At 63.1% G+C, this 15,212-nt stretch carries 13 protein-coding genes; 3 read left to right on the top strand and 10 right to left on the bottom strand.

Annotated features, from left to right (window positions below):
* Window positions 1-2: 2 nt before the first annotated feature.
* From QEN71_RS10860 to QEN71_RS10815, 10 genes are all read right to left on the bottom strand, one after another.
* Entirely contained in the window at window positions 3-1,172 is a 1,170-nt protein-coding gene (locus QEN71_RS10860) for a sugar ABC transporter permease (RefSeq protein WP_201649038.1), read from the bottom strand.
* Window positions 1,159-2,637: a PelD GGDEF domain-containing protein gene (locus QEN71_RS10855; RefSeq protein ID WP_201649039.1), complete on the bottom strand. Its 1,479-nt coding sequence runs from the start codon at window positions 2,635-2,637 to the stop codon at window positions 1,159-1,161. Before QEN71_RS10855 ends, QEN71_RS10860 begins: the two co-directional genes overlap by 14 nt.
* 61 nt (window positions 2,638-2,698) lie before the next feature.
* Window positions 2,699-3,250: a penicillin-binding protein activator LpoB gene (locus QEN71_RS10850; RefSeq protein WP_201649040.1), complete on the bottom strand. Its 552-nt coding sequence runs from the start codon at window positions 3,248-3,250 to the stop codon at window positions 2,699-2,701.
* Window positions 3,251-3,275: 25 nt separating this feature from the next.
* Entirely contained in the window at window positions 3,276-7,166 is a 3,891-nt protein-coding gene (locus QEN71_RS10845; RefSeq protein WP_201649041.1) for a tetratricopeptide repeat protein, read from the bottom strand.
* Entirely contained in the window at window positions 7,141-10,011 is a 2,871-nt protein-coding gene (locus tag QEN71_RS10840) for a bifunctional glycoside hydrolase 114/ polysaccharide deacetylase family protein (protein ID WP_201649042.1), read from the bottom strand. The genes QEN71_RS10845 and QEN71_RS10840 overlap by 26 nt, the downstream gene beginning before the upstream one ends.
* Window positions 10,012-10,266: 255 nt before the next feature.
* Complete coding sequence (locus tag QEN71_RS10835; protein ID WP_201649043.1) at window positions 10,267-11,613, bottom strand: cation:proton antiporter; 1,347 nt, start codon at window positions 11,611-11,613, stop codon at window positions 10,267-10,269.
* Between the two features lie 22 nt (window positions 11,614-11,635).
* Entirely contained in the window at window positions 11,636-12,070 is a 435-nt protein-coding gene (locus QEN71_RS10830; protein ID WP_201649044.1) for a DUF3175 domain-containing protein, read from the bottom strand.
* A gap of 110 nt (window positions 12,071-12,180) precedes the next feature.
* Window positions 12,181-12,687, bottom strand: coding sequence for a PRC-barrel domain-containing protein (locus QEN71_RS10825; RefSeq protein WP_201649045.1), 507 nt, complete (start codon window positions 12,685-12,687; stop codon window positions 12,181-12,183).
* Between the two features lie 100 nt (window positions 12,688-12,787).
* Window positions 12,788-12,928, bottom strand: a complete 141-nt coding sequence (locus QEN71_RS10820) for a hypothetical protein (protein WP_201649046.1) — start codon at window positions 12,926-12,928, stop codon at window positions 12,788-12,790.
* 115 nt (window positions 12,929-13,043) lie between these two features.
* Entirely contained in the window at window positions 13,044-13,718 is a 675-nt protein-coding gene (locus tag QEN71_RS10815; protein ID WP_201649047.1) for an HAD family hydrolase, read from the bottom strand.
* Between the two features lie 357 nt (window positions 13,719-14,075).
* Here QEN71_RS10815 and QEN71_RS10810 point away from each other — a divergent pair, with 357 nt between their 5' ends.
* The 3 genes from QEN71_RS10810 (at window position 14,076) to QEN71_RS10800 (ending at window position 15,176) form a co-directional block, all read left to right on the top strand.
* The gene (locus QEN71_RS10810) at window positions 14,076-14,351 is read left to right on the top strand and encodes a hypothetical protein (protein WP_201649048.1); all 276 of its coding nucleotides are present in this window, start codon (window positions 14,076-14,078) and stop codon (window positions 14,349-14,351) included.
* A gap of 97 nt (window positions 14,352-14,448) precedes the next feature.
* Complete coding sequence (locus QEN71_RS10805; RefSeq protein WP_201649049.1) at window positions 14,449-14,634, top strand: hypothetical protein; 186 nt, start codon at window positions 14,449-14,451, stop codon at window positions 14,632-14,634.
* Window positions 14,635-14,882: 248 nt separating this feature from the next.
* A complete protein-coding gene (locus tag QEN71_RS10800) occupies window positions 14,883-15,176 on the top strand; it encodes a hypothetical protein (protein WP_201649050.1) in 294 nt (97 codons plus the stop codon).
* Window positions 15,177-15,212 lie beyond the last annotated feature (36 nt).

Here is a 15,212-nt window from a genome sequence, read left to right as displayed (position 1 = left end):
CCTCAGATAGAGCGGGGCTGCGCGGCGCCGGGACCGCGCGGTTTCCAGAAGTCGAGCACGGCGGACAGCGTCGGCGTGCTGGCGCGGCTGTCTATTTCGCCAAGCAGCGTGCGCACACGCGCGAAATCGCGGCGCAGGTAGGCGGTTTCTGCGAGCCAGGGCAACATGCGGTCGCGTGGAAAGCCGCAATCGATCGCACGCTGCAACATCGTTTCCGCACCGTCGAGATCGAGCCTCGCGATGGCAAGACGTCCGCGCAGACGCCATAGCGCCGCATCGTTCGGATCATGTTCGAGCGCGGCCGCAGCAAAACCGTCGGCCTGATCGGCGGCATTGCGATACACATCGCCCGTTACGAGGTTTTCGTAAATCAGTTCGCTATACAGCTGCGCGAGTGTTCTGTTCGCGTGCGCGCGCTCGGCGTCGCTCAAGTCAGGATTCAGCTTGCGGTCGAGCTTCGGCCGCTCGACGAGTATCTGCTGCGTCAGCACTTTCTCGCGATTGTCGAGAATGCCGTAGGCGAGCAGACGAATGTCGTCGAGCGGATCGGCGAGCATGCCTTGCAAGAGCGGCGATACGGTGCGCGCGGGCATCGACTGCATCGCGAGCAGTGCGGTCATGCGAAACGATGTGCCCGCTTCGGCGTTCTGCAGTTCGGCCTTCAGACGCGCGCCGCGTCCATACGATACGGTGCCGATCAGATTCGCCGCGAACTCCGGCTCTTCAATGAGAACGACGGGCAGCTGCGCGCGCGGACGCGGCAACGCGGCGCCCACCGCGAGCGCGCCGAGCGAACAGAGTATTCCGCCGATCGGCACCGCGAAGTTCAGACACCACAGCGACGCAAGCATTCCGATGCGCGGCAGACGATAACGTGCGGGCATCATCGTCGCGAGGCCGAGTGCCGTCGCGAGTGCTGCAACGGCCTGCACGAGGAGGCACAGCAACGTGGTCTGCGTGTTCAGCTGCGCGGCGTTGCGCAGCGTCGCGAGATCGGCGTTCACGAGGCCGCCGAGCCACTCCGCGGACGCATCGGGCACGCTGTGCGCCGCGATCATGAACACGCCGATCTGCAACGCGAGGCCGAGCAACACGAGCAGCACGCCGACGAACGTGAGACGCCCGCCCGCTGCCTTGCTGCGATCGACGGTAACGCCGTCAGAAGCGGACATCGCAGCGCTCCAGCAAACGCCGCAATGCGGCGATGGGGTCGTCGGCGGGCACGGCCATCGAATGCACGGCGACGCGCGCCGCTTCGAAATCGACGCCGTACTGCGCGCGCAGATTCTCTTCGATACGCAACAGATAGCCGTCGACGGCACTGTCGCCCGACAACGGCATGAGCGTCAGCACCACGCGGCGCCGTTCGTCGCGCAGCGGCCATTGCACATCGAGCGAACGCCGCGTGCGCAGCACGTGTTCGAACAGCATGTTGCCGCGCTCGTCGTTATGGAACGCGAGCGCGACGATCGACGACTGCACCTGCGTATCGCGTTTCAGATGCACGAGGCGCGCATAGTCGAGCGCGAACGTATGCGGACACGTGGGGAACGCGGCGAGCGTGTCGCGCGTCACGACGGCATGCTGCACGCCGTCCGCATAGAAGTTGCAGAGCACCAGCAGGAACTGCAGGTTGTCACGCGTGAGCGCAAGGAACGGCATGCGTTCGATGGCGAGCACGCCGACGGGATTCTTCTGTGCGTCGATTAACGGCACGACGGCGACGTAGCGGCTGATCGACGCGTCCAGATTCGTCTTCGATTCGACGTGGACCAGCGTGCGCGTGTCGAGCGCTTCGTGCACGAGCGGATCGTCGGGCTCGAAGGCGGAGGGCCCGCCGATCGATGCCGCCACTTCCATCGACGGCTTGCCGCCGCGCCACGCATGCACGCTCGCGCTTTCGATCTGGCAGGCCTGTGCCGCCGCTTCGAGAAACGGCTGCGCGCCGCGCAGATCGACGATGCCATGCTGTGCGTCGGTCGGCTCCTGATTGAGGATCACGGTGCGCAACCGCGCGAGCGAATCGCGCAGCGTCGCGGGCCGGCCGAGCAGATCCTGTTCGAGCCGCTCGTGCGAGATGCGCAGCATGAACTGGTTACGCGTGAGGATCGACAGACGTTCGGCGAGATAGTCGTTAGCGATGCGGCCCTGGCGAAGCCGCGTGATCCAGATGTCACCGAATTGCCCGCACAGCATCGTGAAGACGAAGCCGCCCAAAAAGAAGCTGACGGGGAAGAGCCGCGTACTCGGCGGCGCGATCAACGCATGCGCGAACGACACGGGTCCAGGTGCGCCGCTGTACTCCGGATACATCGCATACCAGGTCGCGAGCAGGATCAGGCCCGAGAACACGCCCGCGATCGATCCATAACGCAGCGCGATCACGAGCGGCACGATCCAGATCCAGCCGAAGCCGCTCCTGATCAGCAACGGATCATCGTGATCGAAGGCCCAGCAGATGGCGACGGCGACCAGCGTCGCGACGATCGTTTCCAGCGCGGCGATTGCGCGCCGATGCGCGGAGCCGCGTGGCGGCGCGATCACGCGCGCCCACCAGGAGCCCGCGCCGACGCTTTGCGCCTGGCGTCTTCGGTGCCGCCCGCGCGGCGCGGCGTGTTCGTTGGCCTGCGTGTTCATGGCGTTCGTCCTGGGAATCGGACCTTGATGTCGATGATAGTCGCGTGCTTCAACCTGTGCCTCAGCGCGCGAGCGGCGACAGCAGATCGCGCTCCAGTTTCTGCGCAACGCCCGACACGGCATCGCGGCTCCAGCCCGTGCGGCTGCCCGTTCCCGTCCACACGACCTTGCCCGTCTGCACGTCGATCACGTCGAACGTGAGGCCGACAGCCGGCTCGCCGTCCACGCCGACCTTGTAGCGCCATTCATTGACGGCGCCCGTCAGCGCATAGCGTGCGTTCTGCTGGCGCGCCCAGTTCAGCGCGTTCTGCTGTGCGTCGGGCTTCGCGGCGTCGAACAGCGTTTCGTCGTCGGCGCTCGCGGGGTAGCGCGACAGATTCGTATAACCGTACGACGCGAGCAGGCTCTGCGCAATCGATCCCGCGCGCTGGCCCGCTTGCGGCGTCTCGGTGTTGTTCGTGATGGGCAGAATCGCGACGCTATCGTTCTTCGCGATCGCGGGCGGCGCGCTGCGATCGACGACGGCGCAGCCCGCGAGCGTGAGCGCCGCCAGCGCAACAGCGGATGCCAATGCCGCCGTCGCGCGTGCGCGAATGTTGCTGCTGTGGTCCATATCGTTCTCCTCCAGAACCCTTCGATTAATACAGATAGCGATAGCGCACGCCGACTTCCTTCACGGACGTCGAATGATTCGACGAGACGCCTTGGTACGCGCCATAAATCAGCATCTGGTCGTGTCCGAACACGCTGCCCACGACGCCGAGTTCGGCCTGTCCCGACCAGCCCGCACGCGAGTCGCGGATCGGGCCGCCTGCGAACATCGGCCGCCATCCCTTCGAATACTGTTCGGGCAGGTCGTCGCCGAACGAGAAGAGCAGGCCGCCTTGCGTGAACGTCTGCGGCATGAACGACGCGGCCGTGAACGGCGTGTTCTCCGGCAGCAGCACGCGCAGGCGCTCGCCCGGCGTGCCCGTCGCGTTGTACTGGCCGTGCGCGAACACGGCGCGGATCGTGTAGTCGGGATAATCGGCCTTGATCTTGTAGCCGATGTTCGCTTCGACGAGACTGCCGTTGCCGAGCGCGGAGCGATCCTGCCCATGAAAACGCGCATATTCGTAACGTGCGCCGCCGAACCAGTGCGGATCGAGCCGATAATTGAAGCCGAGCGTCGCGAGGTCTTTCGTGCCGCCCACTGTCAGCTGCGTCGATTCCGTCGCGGCCTGGTTGTAGCCGAGCGCATAAGTCAGTGTGAGGCGTTGCGTGACGATGTACGTGCCTTCGATGCGCGCCGTCGTGAAGTCTTCGAGCGCATTGCGGCGGCCGAGCGTCACGTGCTCTTCGTCGTATCGACCTTTGTGGCCGTAGATCGCTTCGGCGAGCCGGTCGTGCTTCGGCGCATACGCGAGCTGCGAGCCGTCCACCGTCTGATCGCGCTGCTGATAGCGGAACTGCAGGTTCTGCGAAGGCGTGAGTCGCACGCTGCCCGTCGCCGACTCCTCCGTGAAACGCAGCGAGCCCTGATCGACGTAACGGAACGCGCCCGCCATCGCCTGCGCATTGCTGAGCAACTGCTCGCGCGCCATTGCCTGCATCACTTCGTCGTTGGGCTCGCGCGTGAGCGATTCGAACGCGCTGGTTTGCGCCGCCGACGTGCGGCCCGTAAGCGCCTGTGCATCGACGCGATTCTGCCTTGGCACGAGATCGGGCAGCGTGTCGAGCAGACGCGACAGTTCGTTCACGTCGCCGTCGTTGATCGCGAGTTGCGCTTCGGCATAGATGGGACGCTGGCTTTCGTCGATGTACTGCTTCTCGAGCCACGCGCGCTCCATGTCGGATGCGTCTTCGTTTTGTGCCCACGAAATGGCCGCTTCGCGTGCGATCGACGAATAGAGCCGTTGCTGCTTGCGGATTTCGTCCTGCTTCGCGGGCGGCAACTGGCCGATGTCGCCGAGTTCCGACGCGGCTGGCTCGTCGCTGCCCGTGCCGTTGCGATCCGCGCGCAGCATGTCGATCAGCACGGCGCGCGAGCGGTCGCCGTTCGCATAGAGCTGCGTGAGCGCGACGTAACGTCCGCGCAGATCGTCCTGTTCGGCGGGCGACAACGGCGTTGCATGAGACGGATCGCGGCGGCGTCGCGCCAGTTCGAGCCAGACCTGTTTGCGCACGCGCCACGCTTCGTCGACGCGTCCGTTCAACTCCAGTGCATCGGCGAACGTGAGGCGCCATAGCGGGCTCTGCTTGGCTTCCGCGGCCTGTTTGTGCAGATAGTGCAGCGCCTTGCGCCCATCGCCGATGCGCAGCCATGCTGCGCCATACGCGGGCCAGAGTTGCGGATCGGTTTCGGCATCGCCCGAATAACGACGCAATGCGGCGACCAGCGCGGCGTCCGTGCCGCGCTCGTTCAACACCCAGATATAAGCGGCGCGGGCTTCCGAATTGTTCGGATCGATCGACGCCGCACGTTCGATGTCGCGCAACGCGGCATCGTTCGCACCCGTTTGCCGTTCGTATTCCGCGCGCGCGAGCAGGAACGCCGACGATTGCTCCGCAGCCTTCAACTGCTCGGGCGTGAGCGAAGCGAGCAACGTGCCGATGCGCCCCCACGCATGCGCGCGCTGATAACCATAGAGCGCTTCGGCGAGCATGCGCGGCGGACCGCCATGACGGTATGCATATTCGGCGAGACGGCCCGCGTCCAGAGGCGAATCGCTGAAGACATTCGTCATCACCTCGTAGTCTTGCGCGTCGGCCTTGCCGCTGGCAATGAGTTGCCGATAGCCGAGCCGCGCATCGCGCGCGTTCTGGTTCGAATCAGCGAGCAGCGCATAGAAGCGCCAGAATTCGTCGTTCGATGCGGGCGCGGCGCGCTTTGCTTCGTTCATCGCGGCGAGTGCTGCGTCGAACTGTGTGCGCGTATAGAGCATCGTGCCGATCTTCAAACCATACGCGGCATTCGGGCCGTATTCGCGTTCGAGATCGCGCCACGTGCGCAACGCGAGATCGTCGTCGCCTTTGCGTTCGGCCACTTGCGCGTAACGTTCCATTGCCTCGCGACGCAACGGACCTGCGAAGCGGGACTGCAAGAAGCGCAGCGCCGAGTCGGGATCGGCGATGCGTTCGTACGAGAACACGACGGCATCGAGCAGCTTCAGATTGCCCGGCTGTTCATCTGCCTGATGCAGCGTGACGGCGAGCATCGCCGCATTGTCGTTGAGGCCGGGTGCGAGACGCGCGACCTGCTTCCAGTCGTTGTCGGTGCCGCGCATCTTCGCGATCGCGACGTAATTGGCGAGCGCGATGTCCTGACGACGATTCCACTCGGCGGCCTGCGCGAGACGCTCACGCCATTCGATCGATTGCGGATCGCGATCGACAGCCGATTGCGCGATGCGCTGCGCGTTCGCCACGTCACCGTTCGCGAGGAACACGCGATACGCGAGTTCGTAATCGGAGGCAGTGGCGTCAGGCGTTGGTTCCGATGCGGCGGCGATGCGCACGACACGCACCGCGCGCGTGTCATTTGAAATCTTGTTCAGCGCACGACGCAGCGCCGCTCCACGCGAGACATGCGGCCGATACCACGCCGCACGCAGCCATACGCCTGAACGATCCGCGCTCGCAGGCTGATATAAACCCGAAGCGCGCTGCGCTAAAGGTTGCCGTGGATCGAGCGCCGACATCTTCATCAGCCGCTTCACATACTTTTCCGCGAGATCGGGACGGCCCGCGGCCAGCGCGAGATTCGCGAGAAAGCGCAACGTGTCGGGATCGTCGGCGAGATCGCCGATATGCTGATCGGCGGCCTGCATCGTCGCGGCCATATCGTTGCCCGATTGCAGCGCGCGCAGACCGGCGATGAATGCTGCGCGCTTCTCGTCGCGCGTCGTCGCTTGCGCTTGAGCAGCGAACCACGCATCGGCGGCGGCACGATGCTGCTGGTTGCCGAGCTGCGTTTGCGCAAGCGCAGCGAGCCATTCGCGCGAATGTTCCGGATCGGACTTCGCAAGCAGCGAGTAGTAGCGGGCGGCGAGATCGTTGTCGTTCAGTCCGCGCGCCTGCTGTGCGAGCATTTTCAGTTGCTCGTTGTCCCAACTGTCAGCAAGCGCTTCGTGCAGCAGCGCATCGAGTTCGCGAATGCGCGCGGGCCGCGCCGGATCGTTCGGTTTGAGCGAATAGAGACGCTTCTGTGCAATCGACACGCGAATCGCCAATGCGCTGTGCCGCGCGTTCGCATCGTCGGAACGCGCAAGTCGATCGAGAATGCGCGTCGCATCCGAAATGCGCTGGCCTTTGAGGTACTCGCGTGTCAACTCGGACAGCACTTCGGCATTGTCGGGATCGACGCGTAACCACGCTTCCAGATACGCGATGGTGAGACTGTCAACGTTTGCGCCCGCGAGCAGCCGCGATTCGATTTTCTCGCGCGGAAAGGCGAGCGCGAGCATCACGCCGACCAGCAGGCCGAGCACGAGAATCACAGCGGGCGAGAAGAGCCGCTGGCGGTCAGGTGTCGCAGGCGACGTCGACATGCAGTTGACGATAGTCGTTGGCAGTGCGGGTGACGGGGCGCTTCGTCACGCGGCATGCGCCGGCGTTGGCGAGGCGGAACATCGGCGCGATGTGCGAGCGCAGATCGAACGAAAAGCCGCTGCGTGTGCGCACGAAATGATCGAGCATGCCGTTGGCCTCGGCGAGATAGGGCACATGCCGCGCAGCCGACGCGTCGACTACGGCGAAGCGCGCGATGCCGTCGCCTGTCAGATGCACATACGTGCCGCCCGGTCCCGGCAGATAGCCCGCAACACCCGTCGCAGTCGACATGTCGGGCACCTTGCCGACGGGCAGGCGCACCGTGCGCAGATTCGCTTCGTTGCGCACGACCCAGATGTTGCTGCCAGGCTCGTTATAGATGCTGGTGTCGAGCCAGTCGAGTACCTTGCGCGCGTATTCGGATGTGAAGACGGGCGTGACGGGTTGCTTGAGCACGGCATCGAAGATCTCTTGCAACGCTTTCATCGACGCATACTTCGTGCCGGTGAACATGTGATAGTAGATGTCCATCGGCTTGAAGCGGATCGGCTTGTCGGTCAGCGCGAAGGTTTCGAGCACGCGCGAAAAGCCATAGAACGGCCCATGCCAAAGGTCCGTATAGAGTTCTTCGTTCTGGTTCGGCGCGAAGATCTGGAAGTAGCCGTTCTTCATCACGCCGAGCGGCGCAATCGCGGCCCAGCTCGGAAAGCTCTTCGTGATCAGCGTGTCGCCGCCGTTCAGGTTCAGCACGCCCGCTTCATAAGCGGCCTTGAGAACGGGCGAGGGCACCTGGCAATCGCCGCTCCACAACACCATGCGCACGGGCTTTGAAGCGGGCGCGATGTTGCGGTCGATATAGTCGATCGACCCTTTGATTTCGCGGTCGATGTTGAAGCGGTAGCCCGGAATGTCAATCGAGAGGCCACTGCTGTTCGTCTGGCTGCTGCCTTCTGTCGGCGTGTCGCGCGTGTCGGTGACGCCGAGGCCGGTGACGCGCATCCATTGCAAAGGGTGCGTGTAGGTATGCGTCGCGACTTCGACGTTGGGCAATTCGAAAATCTTTCTGCCGATGCTGCGCAAATGCGGCGCAAAGCTCTTGAACGGGCCTTCGTCGGTGACTTCGCCTTCGATCAGCGACACCGTCGTGGGCATGCCCGAGTCGCGCAACAACTGGTAAAGCATGTCGCCCGAGTATTGCGGCGTGATGTCGGTATTGGGCGGCGTGTAGTTCGTGTACTCGGCGCGCGACGCAAAACCGTCGCCGTCGATATGCGACATCAGCAGACGCCGGCCGTTTTCGGTCGTGGTGTCGGGCACGGGCATGTCGCTGTTCAGATGCAACGCGGCGCGAAGAAATTCAATAGGCTGCGCGACCCAGCGCGCCTGATTGACGGCATCGAGTTCGTACACGCCGAACGGACGCATCGCATAACCGCCCCAAGGCGTGATGCCCGCGCCGTCGATCACGAATTTTCCCGAGCGCAGACGCAGCAGCGAGCGGCTATGCGGACCGACGCGGATCGGCGTGAAATCGCGAGCAAGCGGATGCGGCTTCATTTCGAAGCCCATCATTTTCGGGTCGTACGATTCGACGTCGAGCTTGCCGTTCGAAGGCGCGCCCGCCACTGTTTCGAGGTCGAGTTTCTTCGCGAGTTCGGGGTCCATCTGCGTGCCGAACGTCGTGAACACGGCAATCGGCATCTTCGCGTCGACCTGCGCCGTGAGCCAGTCGCGATAGGCCTTGCTGTTCGGCACCTGGCCTTCGAGCCACAACACGATGCCCGCGTAACGGTCGCGCAGATCGCCTTCCGGCATCGGCTCACGCGCGTCGCGATAGTCGATGCGGTAGCCGAGGTAATTGAGCGGCATCGCGAGAAAGCGTACGCCGGGCGATACGTTCAGGTCCGTGTGCAGCGGCGGATCCTGGATAACGAGAATGCGCCGCTTGACGGGCTCGACAGCACCGACGCCCATCGTCGCGAGCGCGCCGTCCGTCACGTACGGCACGATGCCCTGTGCCTTGATCTTCGCAATCGTGTCTTGCTGGCAAGTATGGTCGGCGGGCGCGCAATAGTCGATCGAGATGACGGGCAGATGATATTGCTCGCGTATCGTCTTCGCCTGGCCTAGCAGCCATGCGCGATCCTGTTCGGGCACTTCGGTATAGCGCTGCTGCGCCTGGTTCCAGCCGCGATACAGCGATTCGAACGCGACTGCATACACGAGATCGTGCACTTGCGGAAGAATCTCGAAGCCGCGATTGAAGATCAGCTTTGCATCGGGATAGCGCGCCTTGATCGCGCGAATCACGTTCGCGAGGCCTTCTATCTGGCGGGCGCGCTCGTCATCCGTCTTCGCGACCAGTTGCCACGAATCCATCGTGTCGAGAAAGAAGCCGCGATAGCCTTTGTCCCACAGCGGCTTGATCACGTGCTCGACAAAGAATGCAGGCCATCCGGGCTGGCTCTGATCAACTACGCGCGAAGCCCACGATTCATTGCGTCCTGCCAGCCAGTTCTTCGGCAAATCCGCGTAGTAGCTGCGCGAAGGCAGCACTTCGCCGACGCTCGCATAAGCGAACCACGTGGTATGCGGCAAGCGATGCGCAAGCGGATCGAAGCCGCTATCGGGTTCGACGACGGCGGCATCGAATGCGGAAAGCATGTCGACGGGCGGTGTCTTGCCGTAGTAGAGCGCAAATGTCGGCTGTGTGACAGCTTGGGGAAGGTCGTCGGCGAAGGCGGTATGAAAAGGCAATGCCAGCGCACAAACCGCCAAGGGAAGCATTCGCATGAATGCGCAAATGAATTCCCTCGAATAACGATGCATGTCGCTTAACGTCATTGACAGAAAGTGTTCTGCTATGAAATGGCAGCTTGATGTTGTGACGTCTTGTTCTGCTCAATTGCGTCAGCGCCTATCATAGACAACATTCAAGTGTGCGCCTAGCCTCATTCTTGCTTAGGAAAATCGCCCTGTCGCAAACGAAGCACGTGTTTTAAAAGTGACGCGCTTTTCTATTCGCATTGCATCACGCATTGTGTTAAAGGGCGAATAAAACGCTTAAAGACGCTTTATCGGCTTTCTCTGATCCGGACATCAGGGATTTCGATTGCGTACCCGGTGATACCAGTTCATCAACGGCGTCGCGCTGACGCCATGCAGGATGACCGATGACGTAATGACAGCGAGCGTCAGCGGAACGAGAGGAAGCACTGCTTGCGTCTGTCCCGCGGGCATCGACTCCAGCGCGAGCGCAAGGTAATAGAAAGACCCGATGCCGCGAATGCCGAACCAGCTCATCAATCTGCGCTGCGCACGCGAAGCGCTCGATCCCAGCAGCGACACTTCCACTGCAAAAGGCCGCACCACGAAGAACAGCACGGCGATCAATACGGCGCTGTGCCACGTGAAGAGCATGGTGCCCGAAGTGACCCATAAAGTAGCCAGTACATTGCCGACGATCATCATCACGGCAACTTCGGCAATACGTTCGAGTTCGATCGTGAAGCCGAGCACCGACTCGGCCATATAGGCGTGCGCTTTTTGCGGATCGGCGGCCGTCGCGACGACGTCTTCCGAATCGACGGTGCCGATCGCTTCGCGCGGCGAACGGCCGCCGCTCGCACGATGTTCGACGCGGCGCATCGCAACGCCTGCTGCAAACACGGCGACGAAGCCGTTGCAATGCGCGAGTTGCGCCGCGCCATACGCGAGGCCGATCAGACCGAGCGCGAAGAAGCCTTCGAGACCGAGCGCCTGCGCATGCCGCGTGCGCAGCCATGCCACCGAGCCCGTCGTTATCCAGCCGAGCCCTCCGCCGATCACGAGACCGCCTGCGATTCCCGCCGCCGCTTCGAGCGCAAAGCGCCAGCCAGGTGAATCGTGGCCGCCCGCCGCGCCGGATGCACACAACGCAAGACCCAGCAATGCAAAGGGCAGTGCGATGCCGTCGTTCAATCCGCCTTCGCCGGAGAGAGAGAAGCGCAACAGGTCGAGATCGTCGGAATCCTGCACCTGCACGTCATGCGCGAGCACGGGATCGGTCGGCGCGAGCATCGCTGCGAGCAAGAGCGACGGACCCCAGTCGAGATCGAGCAGCAGTACGCCGGCGAGCGTCAGCAAAGGAATCGTCAGCAGCATCGCGACGAAGCCGAGCCGAAGCGGCAGCGCCCACATCGGCGCGACGAGCGGCAGGCGCAGACGCAAGCCGATCGCGAATAGCGACACGAGCAGCGCGACTTCGGTGATGGGCCGCAGGATATGCGCGTCGCGCGCGATATCGAGTTGCAGCAGGCCGAGCCCCGACGGACCGAGCGCGAAGCCGATCGCGAGATAGAGCATGGCGGCCGACAACGGCAGGCGTTTGAACGTCGTCGCGGCGACGCCCATGAAGATCAATACGCCGCCGACGATCAGATACCACCAGACAGTCTGTTCGTGCATCAGCACGTGACACGCGGCGTGATCACGGCGCGCGGCCGAATGCTTCGCGCAGCTTGCGCTTGGCCTGCTGCAACGTGTTCTTGCGCGTCTTCGGCAGGTTGCGGCCTGCGCGGTTGATGTAGAAGTTGAGCATCGACATCGCCGACTGGAACGGCGTGCCCTTGCGCCGTTTGCTGTGCGTGGACGAACGCTTCAGCGATTGCGCGATCTCATCGGCGGAACCCGTCTTGAAGATGTCCTTCTCGATGTCCATCGCGTCGCTGGTTTCCATCACATGATGCGACCAGTACTTCGACTTGCTGTTCGACTTGCCATTCGATCGGCTCGAAGCCGCGGAGCGTTCGCGATGCGCGGCCTGTGCCTGCGAGTGCCGTTGACGCGCCGGGCGGCCGCCTTTGGTGCGGGTCGATGCGTGCGCGACGGTCTTCTTGCCGCTGCGTTTTGTCGTGGTAGCCATCATGTTCCCTGTAAAAACGGCATCCGCCCGCTATGCTGACGTCGCGTAGCGGGCGGACGGACTGCAATCGATTTACTTGCGGGACGAGTGCCCGCAATCGCTACGAATCACTACAGCTTGACGCCCCCGGCTTCGGGCGAATCCGACGAGCCGGGTTCCACATCGCCGACGCCGAATTCGTCGTCGCGCCATTCCTTGTTGCCCCAGTACGGTTCGCGTCCATAGAACTGATGGATCGACGTGGCCCATGTGGGATCGGCCATCGACGGCCAATGATCCTTGTCGAAGCCCGGTGCGTTCTTCACGCTCTCGCTCGGCATGTCGAGCAGAAAGCACTTGCGGTCGACATCGAGCGTGAGCGCGCTCCACGGAATCGCCAGCAGCTTGTCGCCGATGCCGAGAAAACCGCCAGTCGACAGCACCGCGTAGGCGACGCGGCCCGAGCGCACGTCGAGCATGATGTCCTTGATCTTGCCGATGTCGTCGCCGTCGGCGCTCAACACCTTGTCGCCGTCGAGCGTGTCGGCCGCCATCACATCCGGCCCCGGACCGCGATGTTGGCCACGGCTCGCGCCGACGATGTTCGCGCCTGCGCCTGTCTGGTTCTGCAACGTCATGATGTTCTCCCTCGGTTCGTACAGCGCTCTTCCAAACGTCTTTCAAACGGTTGTGGCCCAGTTCAAACGAATTCAAGCAACAGCTATTCCTTGTCGTCGCTTAACCGTCTTCCCCAACCTCGGCCGGATCGGGCAGTTCAGGCAAGTCCTTCGACCTGTCGGGCGGTTGCGGCTCGTTGCGGGGAGCGTTGTCGGGATGCGTCTCTGCGTTGTCGTCGTTGGCGTTCTGGTCGCGAGTCATGATGTCGCTCCTGTTCGTGCATGAATGACAGGAACGCTGCACGTGGCGTGCCACGCGGCACGCCATGCAGTTCGAGGGAAGGGGAAAACGGGGAAAAGACGCCGCTGGAGCGGACTCAGGGCCGTGCGGCGATTTCGTCGAGATGTTCGAGCAGATCGGCGGGATCTTCATAGACGCGCAGCGCGCCGGAACGCTCGAGTTCTTCCTGACCGTAGCCGCCCGACAACAGGCCCACACCCAGCGCGCGGCAACGGCGCGCGGCGAGCATGTCCCAGATGCTGTCGCCGACGACGACGGCATGCTCGATCTGCACCTTCAGACGTTGCGCGGCGGCGACGAACAGATCGGGATCGGGCTTCGCGTATTTGACGTCGTCGCGCGTCACGACGACTGTCTTCGACGGATCGACGCCGAGCGCCTCGAGATTGACGGCCGCCGTTTCCATTCGTCCGCTGGTCGCGATCGCCCACGGCGTGCCGCTTTCCGTCAACGCAGCGAGCAATGCCTTCGCGCCGGGCAATGGCCGCACCTGTGCATGCAGTTGCTTGTACGCGCGGGCATGCGCGCGCCGCAGACGCTCGACGCGTTCGGCGCTCATGTCGCCGCCCGTTTCGCGCAACAGCTGATTCGTGAAAAGCCCGCCGCTCATGCCGATCTTGCGATGGATGCGCCACACCGACAACTCGATGCCTTCTTCGTCGAGCGCCTCCTTCCATGCGAGCACATGCTGATACACGCTGTCGACGAGCGTGCCGTCGAGGTCGAACAGAAACGATGTCGAGATACGCATGAAAAAGCTCTCCTTAAAGGATGAGTGAGTGGTGGCGACCAATGCGGCGAAGAGGCGAAGCGCAAGCAAATTCGCTGCAACGCAGGTCCCGCAACGCTTCCGGGCTGCTGCCATATTGCGCCATTTATCGCACGAAAGATTTACGTCCTCTTTGTAATTATCAAACGCCGCGCGGCGATGCATGCCGCAAATGCGCGCAACAAGTCGCCGAAAGACCGCCGAAAAGACCCTTGTCCTGGCCGCAAAACGAGAGCCCGCGCGGCTTTGCAGGGGCACAGCGCTTGCTCGAATTGGTATCGACAGCAGCATGTTTCGCGGTCGTCAGCCGCATTCATTTCACACAGAAGGGGAACGTACATGAAGAACACCAGGACATGGATCGTGGCGGCATTGTTCGCGCTGTCGGGGGGCGCATTTGCTCAGGGTGCCGGCAACGGCGGCGGATCGGCGGGCGGCGGCGGTAATGGCGCCGGTATGAGTTCGTCGGATCAGACGGGGGCAGGGATGGCCGCTTCGGGCACGCATGCGACTTCGAAGGCGCATCACCACAAGAAGACATCGCACACTAAGCCGGCCACCGATACGACCAACATGCCGGGCGCGGACGCGAGCAGCGATACCAAGGGGCAATGACGCCGCAGCAATGACACGACTGCAATGACGCAGCGGTCTATCCGGGTTTGTCCGGCGCTGACACGGCGCCGGACCTGCAACGAAGATGGGAGAACGCATGACGAAGCCAATCTGGAAACACGCAATGCTTGCACTCGCTGTCGCTGCGCTGTCGTTGGGCGCGGCCTGCAAGAAGGCCGACAACGGCGGCGCCGATACGGCAGCGGGGGGCAGCACACCGGCTGCGGCCACGGGCGGCATGGGCGCGAGCGGCACAGCCCCTGCGTCGGGCGCGAGCCAGTGACGACACGGGGTTCGCGTTCGCATCGGCGCAACAGGTCAATGCGAACGCGAATGATGGAATCGATTCGACGCCGCGCTGCTTCATCGAGGACTTGAAGGGCACGGCATGACTGCGGCATGTGGCGATCCGCCCGGCGGACGGCGTAGGGATGAATAGTCCCCAACATCGCGTTCGACTGACGATCCAGCGTTGCGCGGCTGACGATCGGCTGCGGCAACGGACACGGCGCCGCATGTGGAGGTAATGCGATGCGATCGAAAATTCATTATCAGAGCAACATTTGCGGCGGCGATTTTCAGCACGTCAAGGACTGCTTCCACGTATGGAAGGAACAGCCTCTTGTGTACCGGATGAACCAGCACATGTTCGAAGGCAAGCGCGAAGTCAGGCCGCTTGGGGGCGATCGCGTCTTTGAAGATCCCGAAGTCGCGCAACGCACGCTGCTGAACACGTGCGGTCCGAACGACACGTACGCACTCGCCGCGCAGATACACAACGACGAACGCGATATGTGGCTCGTGATGGCCGCCTACGAAGAGTGACACGGCGACGCGTTTTCATGCGGCATCGGCGGCGCA

The sequence above is a fragment of the Paraburkholderia sabiae genome (assembly GCF_030412785.1).
Lineage (GTDB): Bacteria > Pseudomonadota > Gammaproteobacteria > Burkholderiales > Burkholderiaceae > Paraburkholderia > Paraburkholderia sabiae.
The sequence above is the reverse complement of the archived record's forward strand: the minus strand, read 5'-3'. Positions and strand labels throughout refer to the sequence as shown.